This is a genomic window from Flavobacterium sp. ACN6, from assembly GCF_002304005.1.
GTDB lineage: Bacteria > Bacteroidota > Bacteroidia > Flavobacteriales > Flavobacteriaceae > Flavobacterium.
Map to the genome: position 1 here is coordinate 24,923 of NZ_MRCQ01000013.1, position 15,360 is coordinate 40,282.

Sequence of the window (15,360 nt, forward strand, 5' to 3'; positions counted from 1 at the left end):
GCAAATGTAGAAGCCAAAAAAGAAATAGAAATACAAAAAAGGGTATCTAAAAATACAGATACCCTTTTTTAAGCCTTTAAAAATGAGGAATTTTTAAGATACAGTCGAAGATTTATAAAATTTGTCTGCATATTGAGACGGCGTTTCTCCGTATTTTTTTTGAAAGCATTTGCTAAAGTATTTCGGATTGTTGAAACCAACTTTATAACTGATTTCTGAAACGTTTAACTTATTTTGTTCCAATAATTGAGCAGCACGTTTTAATCGGATTTCATGAATGAATTCATTTGGTGTAAAATTCGTCCAGGCTTTAACTTTTAAAAATAGCATGGTACGGCTTACACCTAATTCTGAACAGAAAAACGGAATATCAAATTGTTCGTTCGAAATATTTTCTTCTACAATTTTAAATGCTTTTTTCAAAAGTTCTTCATCCAAAGACGAAACCGTAATTTCTGATGGAATAAAACTGTCTTCACTTGAAAATTTCAATTTTAAACGTTCGGTTGAGTTTAAAAGATTTTTAACGCGAAGTTTAAATTCCATTAAATTGAATGGTTTACTTATGTAATCATCGGCGCCGCTTTCTAATCCTTCAAATTTATAAACTAATGAAGATCGGGAAGTCAATAAAATAACCGGAATATGACTGGTTTTGATGTTTTCTTTGATTTTAGAACAAAGTTCCGTTCCCACCATTTCGGGCATAATAACATCGCTGATAATCAAATTCGGAACAAATTTTAAAGCTTTGTCCAATGCGATTTTTCCGTTTTCCGCTTCAATAATGTTATAGTCTTTTTTGAGCAGGTTTTTCATGAACTTTCTCAAAATCTTATGATCTTCAACAATCAGAATAGTTTGCTTTTCATCGTTGACAAGTAAGTCTTCGATGTCTTCGTTTTCAATTGTTTCCGAAGACTCTAACTGCGCCGTATATTGCGAAATATCGTCACTGATTTTAAAATCAGTAATAATTTCATTGTCTGAAAGATGATTTCGCCCAAGCGGAAGTGCGACTTTAAAAATAACACCGCCCGAAGTTTTATTAGTAACATTGATAGTTCCTTTATGCAGTTTTACAATGTTTTTTACAATTGAAAGTCCAATTCCAGTTCCTTTATTGTAGTTTTTCTGAACTTGATTGTGCATCGGAATTTCAAAAAACAAATTAAAAATCTTATCAATATGTTCTTCTGAAATGCCAACTCCCGAATCTTCAACCGCAATAAATAGATTTTCGTGATCGTGATTGATTTTAATATGAATTGAACCGCCTTTTGGCGTATAGCGAAACGCATTGGAAATCAAATTATAAAATACACGTTCAAGTTTGTATCGGTCAAAATAAACCAGAATTTCTTCCTCTGAAGTTTCAAATGAATAATCATAACCGCCGTCTTTCGCATATTCTATAAACGATAGAAATATTTCTTTTGTGAATTTTACGACATTTCCATTTGCCGTTTCCAGCGTTGCCTGATCGTTTTCGAGTTTTCTAAAATCCATTAAACGATTAATCAAGCCCAATAAATGATTGGCACTTCCTTCAATCACCAGCAGTTTTTTGTACATTTCGTTTGTTCCGTTATAATCGGCTAGAATTTGCTGTAACGGACCTAAAATCAAAGTTAAAGGCGTTCTAAATTCATGTGAAATATTGGTAAAGAAATCCAGCTTTGCACGGTTATTTTCTTCAATACGTTTACTTTCCAGATATTCCAGTTCTAATTTTTGCTTCAGTCTGGCTTTCGATTTCATAATCCAGATTAAACCGTATAAACCAAGACCAATTATAATTCCGTACAGTAAAAAAGCCCAGATACTGCGCCAAGGTGCCGGATTTACAATAACCGTAAGCGTGGTTGGGGTTTTGTTCCAAACGCCGTCGTTATTTGCACCGCGAACTTCAAAAGTATAAGTTCCCGGATTTTGAATGGCAAAATTGGCTTCGGAATTTTTGGTCGTTGTCCAGTTATTTTCCAAACCTGTTAAACGATAACTGTATTGATTGTTTTTGGATCGAATGTAATTTGGAATCGCAAAGTTTATAGAGAAATTGGCCTTATCATAATCCAGTGTAATTGTTTGGGTAAAGCCAATGCTTTTTTCTAAAATCCCGTTTTTATCACTAGCATTTATCATTTCATTTTTGATTTTCAAATCAGTAATTAGAACCTGCGGAGCATATTGATTTAGGGAAATTTTTGAAGCATCAAAATATGTGGCACCAGACGGACTTCCGAAATAAAACTGATTCGAATCTAATTTTAAAGCCGAATTATCGTTGAATTCATTACTTGCCAATCCGTCTTTTTGATCGTAAATGACAGTATTTTTTTGAGTAGTATTGTATTTGATGATTCCCTGATTGGTGCTGATCCATAAGTTTTTATCGTCATCTTCTAAAATAGAATGTATAGAAGTGATTACGGTATTCCCAATTTTGAGATTGATTTGGCTGAATTTTTTTCCGTCGAAATAATGCAGTCCTTTTGCTTTTGTTCCCACCCAGATTCGATTTTTAGAATCCTGAAACAAAGTCAAAATATCATCGCCCGATAAAGCCGAATGATCGTAAAAGAAATGCTGAATTGTATATTTATGCAGATTGAAGTTTTGGAGCGGAATCCGGTTCAAACCATTTTGAGTTCCTACCCAAAGTGCATTTTGTTTGTCAACTAAAATTGTTCGGATAATATTATTGGTCAGAAAAACCGATTTTGTATTATCACTTCCCATAATATGAAAAGTTTTATTTCCTGTGTTATACCGAATTAAACCTTTTCCGAAAGTTCCAATCCATAAAATTTGGTTTTCGGTTTTAAGAGAATAAACGCCGGTTTCTTTTAATAAATCAATTAACTCAGGATTAATTCGGTTATCTTCAATTCTTTTTGAAATCGTATTGTAGGCAGATAATCCTTTAGAAAAAGTTCCAATCCATAAAATATGATCATCAGAAAGACACATTGCTTTGATATCATTTTTATTGCTTTGCCCAGTTTTACTGTTGATGTAGCTTACAGCCTCAGTCTTTTTATTGTAAATCGTGATACCGCCGCCTTCTGTTCCAAAGTAAATATTTTGATTTTTATCGGCAATTATTGAACTGACAACATCAAAACTCATCGGAATCTTTTTTGAATTCTGATTGTAATTTGAGAAATTGACATTAGAAACGTCCCAAAGATTCACACCTTTGTAATAACAGCCAATCCAGATCGAACCTTTTTTATCCATAAAAACCGACTTTACTTTGTCGATTCCGTTGCTGTTATTGCTGTTATTTATTTTTTGCAGACTTTTGTCTTTCCCTAAAATGTAAATTCCGTCATAAGCGCCAATCCACAAAGATCCTTGATTATCAATTACTAAAGACCTGATATCTGGATTTATTTCTTTGTATTTTTCATTCGATAAAAAAGAATCAAAAGTTTTCTGTTTTTGATCAAATTTTAAAAGTCCTTTGTTTTTGGTTCCAATCCATAAATTACCGTTTTTATCCTCAATAACCGATTGTACATTTAATAAATCTGCAGCATTAAGCGGATAATTTTTAAATGAAAATCTGCCGTTTTTTCGACTTGTTAACTGACATAAACCTTTTGTAGTTCCAATCCAGATTTCGCCTTTTGTAGTTTTTAAAATGCTGAGAATATTATTGCTCGGAAGAGTAGAAGTATCTGTATCTGAATGAAAAACCGAAGTAAAGTTTCCAGTTTTTTTATTGAGAATCGTTAATCCTTTTGAAGTTCCAAACCACATTTCACCTCCAATTTCTTTAATACTCCAAACAGCATTATTGCTTATAGTATGATTGGCCTTTGTATGAAGATATCTTGTAAATTTATTCGAAACAGGATCGTAGCAATTGAGCCCGTTATAAGTTCCCACCCACATTTTTCCTGAACTGTCTTCTTCAATTGCCAAAATATCATTGTTGCTGATAGAAGATTTATCATTGGCATCATTTCTAAAAATAGTAAATCGGCTGCCGTCGTATTTATTGAGCCCGTCGCGCGTACCAAACCACATCTGCCCAAATTTATCCTGATGAATTGCAATAACAGAACTCTGCGATAGTCCGTCAGTTGTGGAGATGTTTTTAAGACGATATTTATTTTGGGAAAATAGATTTCCTGAAATAAAAAGCAAAACCAGAAAGACTATTTTGTATTTCATAGTGTTTTTTTAAGGTTCGAAGAGGCAAAGGCTCTGAGGTTCATGGGCTGTCAAAAAAACCTTTGCACCTTTGTACCTCTGAGCCTTTGAAACTATTTTAAACGTTTACTTAATTGATAATCATACAACGACGGAATTTTTTCTATTCCCGTATTCAAAAATTCAATATAAGGATCGACGTCGTATTTGATTTCAAATTTAGTGTTTCCGTGTACGCCAATGATTCTAGCAAAAGCTCCGTCTTTCATTCCGTATAATAAAACCGGTTTCGTTTGATTTGGATTTTCGACTTGAACATTTAAATTCCAAAATGTACTGAAAGGCGCGTGTGAAGGTTTCCAATATGCAGCACCGCCGCCTCCAAATAAATAGTAACTATTGTTTTTATCAGCCGTAATATGAACCGTAATATTATCAAATAAATTTTGATGATTTGCTCCCGAATGCTGATCTAAAAGCGGATCAGCAAATAATTCACAATTCTGATAAACGTTTTTGGTCGCAAAAGTGTTGAAACTTAATGGATGAACCGTTTTATTGTAAATTTTTAAATTTTTCACCAAAATATTATGAACACCGCCTAAAGTTACGGTATAATGTGATAAATGCGGGCCATCGGTAGTAATATCCTGAACGGTTACATTTGAAACTTCTTCGGCTAGAATACCGCTGTCAGCATTGGTGATTTTAATATCTTTTACCCAGCTGTTAAAAAGGCGCGTTAAGAAAATTGCATTATTTCCTGGTTCTACATGATGTGCCACTCTCGGAATATCAGGAAAAGTAAAGCGAAGATGTTCAATTCCAACTTCATTTAAATGTTTCCATTCCACCAATTGCGCTTGATAACTCGGTTTTACCGAAATAGTTAAGGGCGTTTTTAAAGTGATTTTTGAACCCGAAATTTTAAGAATTTCAACCTGCTGTCTCACAATTGGAAGTTTTGGAAATTGCCAATGATGCGAACCTGGTTTTACTTTAGCACCTTGATATAAGTCTTTAATAATTTCACCGTTTTCGCCGTCTTTATTAAACAATTGTAATTCGACAATATCGCCGACTTTTAAGTTTTTAACTTCAGAAACCGTAATAATATGTTCGCCCATTTTTCCAGAACTGACCTTCGCCAAAACATTAGGTTCGGGTTCGTATTTATCCAAATACGATTTTACACGTTCACCCGGAATCTGTGTCCAGATAAAACCGCCAGACCAAGCATATTGTGAGAAAGGCAAATCGATATTGTTTTCTGTTTCGCGTTGTCTTTTATCAAAAGTGGTTAAATACTCACGAAGTTCTGCCAGAGATTTTGGATCTTTTAAATACATCATCGGTCGTGGGCAGTAGATTTCAGTTCCGTTTTCGTCAGAACCTGCGCCGCGAAGTACAAAATTACTTCTTTCGATGTAAAGAATATCACTCAGAATAATTCTGCCTGCAGGCAATTGCAGGACTACATTTCCACTAATAGAATTTGCTGTTTCAAAGGCTTTTAACAATGCTTTTGAATCATCTAAATTGTCATTTGCTTTAACGCCAAAATCTACGGCATTAATAATTTGTCCGTTTGATACTGGAATCTGGCTTTCGCCGAAGTGATATCCAGCATAACTAAAATCAGGTAAATAGTTTGTTTTTGATTGAAGAATATTGGGTAGTTCCTGCGCCATTGTAGTATTTACAACAAGGCTGCAAAAGGTGATAATGGCTTGGCGAATCATGGTTTTGTGATTGTTTGTGGTTAGTTAGTTTTTTTGATTTTGCCACGAAGGCAGTAAGGCGCAAAGTTTTTTTTAAGCTCATTTTTGTCACCCTGACGAAGGAAGGATCACACTCGAAACTCCGCAATCAAAATCGCCAATCTTTGTAGAATTACGCGTGTGATCATTCGTTCCTCATGATGACAAAGTAAACTTCACATTATTTTAAGTAAATCTGCTCAATCTGAGAGAAAAAAAACTTTCCGCCTTAGCGTCTTCGTGGCAAAACAACTTATAAAGATCGCTTAATCCCTAATTCAAGCCCGCGCAGTTCTGCTAAACCTCTTAAACGGCCAATGGCAGAATACCCTGGATTTGTTTTTTTCTTTAAATCGTCTAACATTTGGTGTCCGTGATCTGGGCGCATTGGCAGTTTGGTATTGTTTCTTTTCTCCACTTCCAAAATCGCTTTTACGACTTCATACATATCAACATCGCCTTCCAAATGATTGGCTTCGTAGAAACTTCCTTCTTCGTCTCTTTGCGTACTTCTTAAATGAATAAAATTCATTTTATCCCCGTGACGTCTTACAATGCCGGGTAAATCGTTATCAGCACGAACGCCGTAAGAACCTGTACACATTGTAAATCCGTTTGATTTTGAAGGCGCAGCATTCATTAATTCGATTAAATCTTCTTCGGTGCTTACAACTCTTGGTAAACCTAAAATAGGGTAGGGTGGATCGTCAGGATGAATCGCCATCAAAACGCCTTTACTTTCGGCAACTGGAATAATTTCCTTTAAAAAGAAGAAAAGATTATCTTTTAAAGTTTGTCTGTCAATATGATTGTAAGCACTTAATGTAACTAAGAAATCTTCAACTGTGTATGCTTCTTCTGCACCCGGAAGTCCTGCCAGAATATTTCGCTGCAATTTTATTTTATCTTCATCATTCAAAGCTTCAAAATAGCTTTTTGCTTTTTGAGTCTGTTCAGCAGAATATTCTTTGTCAGCGCCAGGTCTTTTTAAAATAAACAATTCAAACGCTGCAAATGCATTGATGTCAAAACGAAGTGCTTTTGAACCGTCTTCAACCGTGTACGACAAATCGGTTCTTGACCAGTCTAAAACCGGCATAAAATTGTAACACACACATTTGATACCGCATAAAGCCAGATTACGAATGCTTTCTTTATAATTTTCAATGTATTGAAGATAATTTCCAGTTTGCTTTTTAATGTCTTCATGAACTGGAATACTTTCTACAACCGACCAAGTTAAACCTGAAGCACCTTTTTTAGGATCGCCGTCTTCGTGTTCAATTTCTACTTTTCGTTTAATAATTTCGTCAATGCTCCAAACTTCTCCATTTGGAATATGATGTAATGCTGTTACAATTCCGGTTGCGCCGGTTTGCTTAATATCTTGTAAAGAAACGGGGTCATTTGGTCCGAACCATCTTAATGTTTGTTCCATTTTATTTGTTTTTGTTTTGATTTCCTGCAAGGTTTCCAAAACCTTGTAGGTTTAAATTACACATCTAGATAAATAAAAATAATACCTGCAAGGTTTGAAAATCTTGCAGGAGAGATCGTAACTAAAAAATTAAATGCTAGTTGCAGCAAATCCGCCGTCAACTTTTAAGATTGTTCCCGTAACGAATTTCGACATGTCGCTGCATAAAAATAAAAGAGCGCCGTCGATATCTTCTGGTGTTCCAAATCTTCCCATTGGCGTGTGGTCGATAATTTTTTCACCTCTTGGAGTCAGTTTTCCTTCTGGAGTTAATAATAAAGCTCTGTTTTGTTCTCCAATAAAGAAACCTGGGGAAATAGCATTTACACGAATTCCTTCGCCATATTTTTGTGCTAATTCAACTGCCATCCATTGTGTAAAGTTGTCAATAGCCGCTTTTGAAGCAGAATAACCTACAACTCTCGTTAAAGGTCTTTGCGCCGATGCAGATGAAATATTAATGATGTTTCCTGATTTTTGTTTTGCAAAAAGTGCTGCAAAAACCTGTGTAGGAAGCATGGTTCCAATGATATTCAAATCGACAACTTTTTGCAAATCATCTGTTTTCATATCATAAACTGCTTGATCCGGCTGAATTGTCGCCCCCGGCATATTTCCGCCTGCAGCATTAATTAAGATATCCAGTCGGCCATATTTTTCAGCGATAAAATCTTTTGCTTTTTCTAATTCTTCTTTGTTTAAAACATTGGCTTGAATAGCAAAGGCCTGTCCGCCGTTAGCTTCTATGTTTTTTACTGTTTTCTCTGCTTTCTCAAGTGATTGCGAAACGATTCCGACAATAACGCCTTGTTTTGCCAAAACGTTTGCAAAGTTGCTCCCTAATACTCCTGCACCACCTGTAATAAGTGCAATCTTTCCTTTTAAATTGAATATTGAATCCATTTATTAATTTATTTTTAAATTCAATACTTTAAATTCCAAATTCCAATTTGAAAAATAAGGTATTTATACTATTTGTTTTTTGAAATTCCAATATAGAAATGAAAATCCATATGTGTTTGATTCCTCGCTTTCGGAATTTGGAATTTCAAAATTTGGAATTTCACTTTCTGATGTTATCAATTAGTTCCAAAACTCTTATCGTTTCTTTTTCGATTGTGTCGTAAGCTTCATAATCCATTACTTTTTTGCTGATTAATTTGCTTCCCATTCCAACTGCAGAAACCCCAGCATTAAACCAAGTTTCAATACTTTGACGAGTAGTGTCTACACCTCCGGTTGGCATAAAAATTAGGTTTGGAAAAATATCTTTGATACCGCTCATAAAATCAGGTCCTAAAATATTTCCAGGGAAAAGCTTAATAAATTTTACTCCGGCGTTTTCAGCAGTAATAATTTCTGTTGGAGTCATACATCCTGGTGCGTACAAAACTTCTTTACCAATTAGGAATGAAGCAACTTCAGGAACGAAACCCGGACTTATAAAAAAATCAGCTCCAGCTAAAAAATAAGTTTCTGCCTGAGCTAAGTTTTTGATGGTGCCAATTCCTAATAACATTCCCGGCATTTCAGCATTTCTAATTTCAATTAATTTCTTAAAGTTGGAAAGCGCTTCTGGACCTCTGCTGGTATATTCTACAGCTCTTATGCCGCTATTATAGAGTGTTTTTAAAACAGCAATACTTTTCGATTCGTCCGCATTAAAATATAAAGGAAGCATTCCTTGTTTTAGAATCACTTCTATCGAATTTTGAATAGTACTCATGACTTATATTTTTACTTTAATTACAATCTTTTTCAATTCTCCTTCACCAATCATTGCTGTGTGTACATCCTCTGGAAATAATATGGCAAATTGTTTTTCCTGCATTTGAAAAAACGTATCTGGTGCATCATGAAAAAAGCGAACATCTCGTTCGTCGCTGTAATCGCCATTTGGATTTACACATTTTTCCCTTGGTTTCCAGGCAAAAGTTTCTGGTCCTTTGATTGAAATCTGAATGTCAATATTTTTATCATGGCATTCAAATCCTTTAACGGCTTCTTCTTTTGTATTTCCCTGTCCGACAATTACAATTAGTTTTAAACCTTCACCAATTTCAAATGTGCCTTCTTCAAGGTTTGCAATATCAGTTTGATTTACATAGTCGAATGCCTTTTTAAAGTTCGGATGCAGGCCGTAGTATTTTGCTGCATTATGGAGTGAATCTAGTATCATCTCGTTAGATAGTATTTTGGTTTTTAATAGTGTTTTTAGTTGATTAACAGAAAAAAGAATTGTTTTCTTACTGTTATGTGTATATTTGCGTGTGCGTACACGGTACTTTACAAATGTATGTAAAATGAAGTGTAAAACAACTTATTTTTGATAAAATAAATTAATTTTACCGCACTGCTTTTATTTTTTTAACTTAAAAAGAATCAATATCATAACAATTAAAAAAATTGCTGAATTAGCGAATGTTTCGCCGGGAACAGTTGATAGAATTATACACAAGCGCGGGCAGGTGGCGCAGGAAACTGTGGATAAGGTCAATGCAATAATTGAAGAGTTTGGTTATAAACGAAATATACTGGCAAGTAATCTGGCTTTAAATAAGAAATTTCATTTTGCTGTTTTTCTTCCAAAATCAGAAACTTTGGAATATTGGAAAAGTCAGGTTGATGGAATCGAAAAAGCAGCTGTTGAGTTTAGTAAATTCGGAATAGTCTTAGATTATTTTTTCTACGATTATAATCTTACATCTTTTAAAGAATCTTCGCAAAAAGTATTAGAATTTGATTGCGACGGACTTTTATTTGCACCCATTTTTTATGAAGATTCTGTTCGTTTTTTGAATGAATATCAAAAGAAAAATATTCCAGTTGTCATGATTGACTCCAATATTTCCGAAGGGAATGATCACGCGTATGTGGGACAGGATGCTTTTCAAAGCGGTTATTTGGCTGGAAGGTTAATTAGTTTTGCAGTAAAAAATGAAAGACAGGTTTTGATTTTTAAAATTACAAGAGAAATTGAAAGTACATCGGTTTATTTACAGCGTATCGACGGATTTTATTCTTATTTTAAAGATCATAACGAACTGACTAATTTTAAATTTTCTGAAGTGACTTTAAAAGATTCTAGAATCGATCAGTTGAGTTTGGAAATGTTTTCTGGCGTAAGCAGCATTTTTGTTCCAAATTCAAGAGCTTATATAGTTGCTGAATTTTTAGAAAAAAATAATATAAAAGGTGTTAGAATCATTGGTTTTGATTTGCTGAAAGAAAATATTGAATATTTAAACAAAGGCATAATCGATTTTTTAATTAACCAAAGACCCGAAGACCAAGGTTATATGGGGATTAATTATTTATACAAAAAACTGGTTTTACAAGAAGATGTTGAAAGCACCAATTATATTCCGCTTGAAATTATTTTAAAGGAGAATTATTTTCCTGTTAGGAACTAAAATTTTTCACGAAGTTTTTTCGATTATAAATTACGATCTCAATATTTTCACATAGCCCAGGGTTGAAACCGCGGGAGACGAAAGAGCAATGATGCATTGCGTTCTAACGATTGAAACAGCGAGAGACGAATCTGCGATGATGCATTGCGTTCCCACGGTTGAAACCGCGGGCTATATTTTATAATCAATTCTTAATTTTTACAATCAATGGATTATTAATTTTCTCAGCAAAAGAGGTTAAATAATTTTCCCATTCTTGTTTGGTTTGGAACGGACTTCCTTTTTTCCATCCAAAACCAACATAATAAACAGCCTTATTGTTTTTAACAGGGATGCTTCCATAGAGATTACTTAAATCTTTTTCATCGGTTACATGATTGTCAAAACTAATTAATGAACCTTTTGGAGCCACCAAACCTAAACCAATTTCAGAATCGTCAATTGGTTCCCAATAACTCAGCCATCCTTTTTTAAGATTTGTACCAATTGTGCCTTTTTTGTCGTGAAGTGTCAATCCCGCGGCAATAGTTTTAGTTCCTGTAATATTGATTTCGAAACGTGAAAGCTGACTTCCATAATCCAAACTAATTAATTTCGATTCGTTTATTTTATTGCCTTTAGCATCCCAGTCGGCGTAGGTTAAAATAAAACTGGTTCTAATTGGTCCATTTGTGATGGTTTTCCAACTGATAAAATTTTTAGAAAAATAATATTTTCCATCAACATTTACAGCAATTCCGCCCACACCGCGACTGTCGCCTACGTGAAAATTATCCAAACCTTCTCCCGTATCTTTATGGTATGTTCCAGTTCCGTTTGTGGCTTTTTCGTACCATTTATTAATAATTGGATAATCGACTCTTTTTAGCCATGCATCAATGCCACTGGTTAAAGTGCCGCCTGGAATATTCTCTTCTACCATTTTTTGTGCGACAGGGCCATAAGTCCTAAAAGCGACTTTATTATTTTCCCACGCATAATCATCCGTTCTTTCAGGAACAAATCTCGAATAGCAATTGATTGTTTTTGATGCCGAAGTATTTGTTCCACCTATAACTTGAAAATCCTGTTTAGAAGAAGCTTTTATTTTTGGCTGAAACAAAAGAACATCCATAATTCCGTCACCATCATTGTCTACTGTTTGTGTTTCTAAAAAGGAGTATGAACTTAAATCTTTTACAGCATAATCTTCCAGTTTTGCATTAGAATTTAAGCCGAGCATTTTTTTAGTTAATTCAATAGTTTCAAATTCTCTGTCAATCGACAAATTATTAGAAATCGTAATGATTTTATTTTGCGAAATCGCAGCTAAATTACCTGCAAGAATGGCGAGGAATAAAATATGTTTTTTCAAAATGTAGTGTTTTAATATTTTATATGCGGGTTTGATAGTATTCCATAAAAGTACAAATCGAAAATTAAATGAAAATACAAATAAGGTGTAATTCTGTACAGAAGCTTGTAAATCAGAAAGAAAACTTTAGAAAAAGAATAGATTATTTTTTCGTAAATTTCAATACTTGGCTTTTGTGCAAGTAAGAATTGTAATTAAATGAAAATCAACAAAAATGGTTAAATGTATTATTTTCGATTGTGATGGAGTTTTAGTCGATACAGAAAAAATAGGCAACGGAATATTGCTTGAAATGGCATCGGAGCACGGATTCAAAATGGAAATTGAAGATGCTTATCGCAGTTTTAACGGCCGTAATTTAAAAGATTGTTTTAGACATATTGAAGAAGCAATTGATCAAAAACTTCCTGAAAATTTTGAAACAGAATACCGTCAAAAAAGTTTTGAAGCTTTCAAAACGCAGGTTAAACCTATGGAAGGCGTGGTTGAATTTATAGAAAAATTAAAAATCCCCTATTGCGTAGCTTCCAGTGGCCCCGAAGATAAAATTAGATTAAATCTCGAAGTTGCCGGATTATTAGATAAATTCGAAAATAAAATATTTAGTTCCTATCAAATCAAGAGCTGGAAACCAGATCCAGGAATATTTCTGCATGCCGCAAAAGAAATGAGTTTTGATGTAAAAGATTGTGTCGTTTTAGAAGACAGTAAAGCTGGAGTAAAAGCAGGCGTTAGCGGTGGCTTTAAGGTGTATGGTTTTGCAAATGGTTTCAATAACGAAGATTTAGAAGAAGAAGGCGCGGTACTTTTTCATACCTATGAGGAATTATACGCTTTACTTAATTTTTAGCGTACACAAATATTATCTTTCGATAACAATAGGATAAACACAAGTTGTATTAGAATCGATAAAATTGCATTTCTATTTTTAGAATATAAAATTATAAATCGCCCATTTCTATACCTTAAACTATTTATGCGAATTAGAGTTATTTTATTATTGAATATATGTATCGTTTTTCTTTTTTCTATTTCTTCGATTAGCGCGCAGAAAAAACAAAATTTAAACGGAACACAAGTTGCTTTTTTATCCGATGTTCATCTGCAGGATTTGTTTGGAGAATTCTCAGATTCAGATTATCGAGGCATTCTAAACCCTAAGACAGGACAATATACATTGGTGCGAACAATGTCGTCGCAGCTTCATTCTACCCGAATTTTTAACGAAAATTATTTTGCTTTTTTAGCTGCATTAGAAGATATCGCCAAGCGAAAGATCAAATACGTGGCACTTCCGGGTGATTATACCGATGATGGTCAGCCCATTCACGTTCGCGGATTAGCCAGAATTTTAGAACAATACAGTAAAAAGTACGGAATAGAATTTTTTATTACGACAGGAAATCACGATCCAGTCGGCCCTTTTGCACAGGAATCGGGGAAAGAAGATTTTTTAGGAAAAGAAGGTAAAAGTCAGCCCATTTATAGCAAAGAAGGCATGTATAAGCCAAATTTAAACATAGAACAGCCTGTTGTTGTAACGGCCGATATTGCTAAAATGGGTTATTTGGGAATAACGGACAATCTTAAAGATTTTGGTTTTTATCCGAATAAGAAATATAAATTCTGGGCAACTCCTTTTTCAAAATATACCAGTGAAAATTACAGTTTTGATAAAGCTTCAGAAAGCGCATTGTTAACTAATCGTATTTACGAAGTGGAGCCAGGTTATCAAGTTCCAGATGTAAGCTATGTCGTAGAACCAATTGAAGGACTTTGGTTAATGGCTATTGACGGAAACGTTTACATCCCGAAGAAAAATGATGGAGATCCAAAAGATTCCAAAAGTTATTCTGAAGCAAGTACGGGCTATAATAATGTGCTTTCAAACAAAAAACATTTAATTAAATGGGTCGAAGAGATTTCGGCTCAAGCCAAAAAACAAGGAAAAACTTTAGTTGCCTTCAGCCATTTTCCTATGATTGATTTTAATGATGACGCTTCCGCAGAAATAAAAGAACTATTAGGCCCTAATAAATGGCAGTTAAACAGAGTTCCAGTTGAAGAAGTAGCGCAGCTTTTTGCAGATGCTGGATTGCAGATTCATTTTGGCGGACACATGCATATTAACGATACAGGAGTGCGTACAACTAAAAAAGGAAATACTTTGGTAAACATCCAGACGCCGTCGCTTGCCGCTTACATTCCAGCCTATAAATTACTTACGCTAAAAAAAGATAATGTAGTAGATATTCAAACTATTACAATCGACGAAGTTCCAAGATACGATGAACTTTTCGATTTGTATAAAATGGAATATCAATTTTTAGAAAGTCAGAAGTTCAAAGACATTTGGAATATCGACATTTTGAAAACCAAAAATTACCACGATTTTACCGATTTTCATTTGAAAGAATTAGTCCGTCTTAGATTTTTAAAAGACGATTGGCCTTCTGCTTTCAAGGATTTTATTTTAAACGTTTCTGCTCAGGATTTATTGGTTTTAGCAAACATACAATCTACCAAAGATTTTGATTTTATCTTAAAAAACAAAAGTCAATTTGAAAAAGAATGGAAAACAGCAGAAGAAAAAGCGACAGCGATTTTAAAGAAAAACAACCTCAAAAAAGAAGATTTTAATTGGACAGGAAATGATCTTTTAATTGACTTTTATCGTTTTAGAAGTGCCGATGAACTGGCTCTTGCCGATGTTTCAGAAAAGAGAGTGAAGACTTATCAAGTTTTATCAAAATTGATTTTAGATTCAAAAGACGAGACTTCTAAACCTTTGCAAAAACAAATGAAATTGTCCTTTATTATCTTCAATAAATTCATGCATGAAGTTCCTGCAGATCACTTTACTGTTGATTTGAAGACTGGAAAGATCAACCGAAAATAAGGCTGATCAATTGGGCGTGCCACCATCCCGATAAGAGGGCAAAAATACTTTGCGCTTATACGCCCTCTTATCGTGATGCTGTCGGGCTATTCGCACCGCGGCGGCGGTTTGCTGCTATCCCTCACGCAGCAAAAATCACAAGAAAATTTCGAAATTTATTTTTCAAAAAAACAAAGAAGTCAAATTGAATGATAATCAATGAATTATATAAAAAAGAATTTTATAGGCATTAAAAAACTATAAGAAACAAATGATAAAATATAATATCTAACTGCTGTATAATCAGTATATTT

Annotated in this window: 10 protein-coding genes; 3 read left to right on the forward strand and 7 right to left on the reverse strand. The window is 34.1% G+C overall.

All coding sequences use genetic code 11. The features are described 5' to 3' along the window. Positions 1–93 precede the first annotated feature (93 nt). From BSF42_RS17780 to BSF42_RS17805, 6 genes are all read right to left on the reverse strand, one after another. Entirely contained in the window at positions 94–4,185 is a 4,092-nt protein-coding gene (locus BSF42_RS17780) for a two-component regulator propeller domain-containing protein (protein WP_095954446.1), read from the reverse strand. A 92-nt stretch (positions 4,186–4,277) separates the two neighbouring features. After that, entirely contained in the window at positions 4,278–5,906 is a 1,629-nt protein-coding gene (locus BSF42_RS17785; protein ID WP_095954447.1) for a hypothetical protein, read from the reverse strand. A gap of 271 nt (positions 5,907–6,177) precedes the next feature. Continuing rightward, on the reverse strand, positions 6,178–7,362 hold the full coding sequence (gene uxuA, locus BSF42_RS17790; RefSeq protein ID WP_095954528.1) for a mannonate dehydratase: 1,185 nt from the start codon (positions 7,360–7,362) through the stop codon (positions 6,178–6,180). Between the two features lie 129 nt (positions 7,363–7,491). Further along, complete coding sequence (locus tag BSF42_RS17795) at positions 7,492–8,304, reverse strand: SDR family oxidoreductase (protein WP_095954448.1); 813 nt, start codon at positions 8,302–8,304, stop codon at positions 7,492–7,494. A 160-nt stretch (positions 8,305–8,464) separates the two neighbouring features. Further along, complete coding sequence (locus BSF42_RS17800; RefSeq protein WP_095954449.1) at positions 8,465–9,127, reverse strand: bifunctional 4-hydroxy-2-oxoglutarate aldolase/2-dehydro-3-deoxy-phosphogluconate aldolase; 663 nt, start codon at positions 9,125–9,127, stop codon at positions 8,465–8,467. 3 nt (positions 9,128–9,130) lie between these two features. Then, positions 9,131–9,580 (reverse strand): YhcH/YjgK/YiaL family protein, encoded by a 450-nt coding sequence (locus tag BSF42_RS17805; RefSeq protein WP_095954450.1) that lies wholly within the window; start codon positions 9,578–9,580, stop codon positions 9,131–9,133. 226 nt (positions 9,581–9,806) lie between these two features. Between BSF42_RS17805 and BSF42_RS17810 the strand changes: the two genes are divergently transcribed. Beyond that, complete coding sequence (locus tag BSF42_RS17810; RefSeq protein ID WP_095954451.1) at positions 9,807–10,814, forward strand: LacI family DNA-binding transcriptional regulator; 1,008 nt, start codon at positions 9,807–9,809, stop codon at positions 10,812–10,814. Positions 10,815–10,998: 184 nt separating this feature from the next. Here BSF42_RS17810 and BSF42_RS17815 read toward each other — a convergent pair whose 3' ends face one another. Further along, entirely contained in the window at positions 10,999–12,168 is a 1,170-nt protein-coding gene (locus BSF42_RS17815; RefSeq protein WP_095954452.1) for a DUF4861 family protein, read from the reverse strand. 214 nt (positions 12,169–12,382) lie between these two features. Here BSF42_RS17815 and BSF42_RS17820 point away from each other — a divergent pair, with 214 nt between their 5' ends. Further along, a complete protein-coding gene (locus BSF42_RS17820) occupies positions 12,383–13,018 on the forward strand; it encodes an HAD family phosphatase (protein ID WP_095954453.1) in 636 nt (211 codons plus the stop codon). 126 nt (positions 13,019–13,144) lie between these two features. Further along, complete coding sequence (locus BSF42_RS17825) at positions 13,145–15,067, forward strand: metallophosphoesterase (protein WP_095954454.1); 1,923 nt, start codon at positions 13,145–13,147, stop codon at positions 15,065–15,067. Positions 15,068–15,360 lie beyond the last annotated feature (293 nt).

Bases quoted from the DNA above. Each gene is read 5' to 3' on its own strand.
- BSF42_RS17820 (WP_095954453.1), top strand. From the start codon at position 12,383: ATGGTTAAATGTATTATTTTCGATTGTGATGGAGTTTTAGTCGATACA.
- BSF42_RS17795 (WP_095954448.1), bottom strand. From the start codon at position 8,304: ATGGATTCAATATTCAATTTAAAAGGAAAGATTGCACTTATTACAGGT.
- BSF42_RS17825 (WP_095954454.1), top strand. From the start codon at position 13,145: ATGCGAATTAGAGTTATTTTATTATTGAATATATGTATCGTTTTTCTT.
- BSF42_RS17805 (WP_095954450.1), bottom strand. From the start codon at position 9,580: ATGATACTAGATTCACTCCATAATGCAGCAAAATACTACGGCCTGCAT.
- BSF42_RS17780 (WP_095954446.1), bottom strand. From the start codon at position 4,185: ATGAAATACAAAATAGTCTTTCTGGTTTTGCTTTTTATTTCAGGAAAT.
- BSF42_RS17785 (WP_095954447.1), bottom strand. From the start codon at position 5,906: ATGATTCGCCAAGCCATTATCACCTTTTGCAGCCTTGTTGTAAATACT.
- BSF42_RS17800 (WP_095954449.1), bottom strand. From the start codon at position 9,127: ATGAGTACTATTCAAAATTCGATAGAAGTGATTCTAAAACAAGGAATG.
- uxuA (WP_095954528.1), bottom strand. From the start codon at position 7,362: ATGGAACAAACATTAAGATGGTTCGGACCAAATGACCCCGTTTCTTTA.